Origin of the sequence: Streptomyces sp. NRRL F-2664 (assembly GCF_000719345.1) — a bacterium.
GTDB lineage: Bacteria > Actinomycetota > Actinomycetes > Streptomycetales > Streptomycetaceae > Streptomyces.
The window spans coordinates 1-331 of the sequence record NZ_JOFX01000447.1; the positions used below are offsets into that span (position 1 = coordinate 1).

General features: G+C 72.2%; 1 protein-coding gene. It reads right to left on the minus strand.

Translation table 11 applies throughout. The features are described 5' to 3' along the window. Positions 1-331: hypothetical protein (locus IF89_RS39920; RefSeq protein WP_158718175.1), on the minus strand; the 331-nt coding region annotated here is incomplete at both ends.

The following is a 331-nucleotide window of genomic DNA, read 5'->3' on the forward strand; positions in this document are numbered from 1 at the left end:
CCACGGGTCGGTGGAGGCAACGGTTCTGCGGCCGGCCTGGTCGGTGGTGGTGACCTTGTAATGGGCCCACTGGGAGTAGTCGGCTGCGGCCAGCACCCGGGCGCCGTCGGCGTCGGGCTCTTTGGCGTAGGCACCGTCGCGGTAGTTGTCCGCGGTCCGCAGCGGGCGGCCCAGCGCGTCGAGGGTCTCCGTCACCCGACGCCCGTCGGGGGTGGCGGTCACCGTGGTAGTGGGGGAGGGGTAGGCGATGCGGGTGGTCTGCGGCTTGTCGGAGTCCGGCAGCACCGTGTGCACAGACGGCCGGCCCTGGCGGTCGTACTCCGTACGTGAC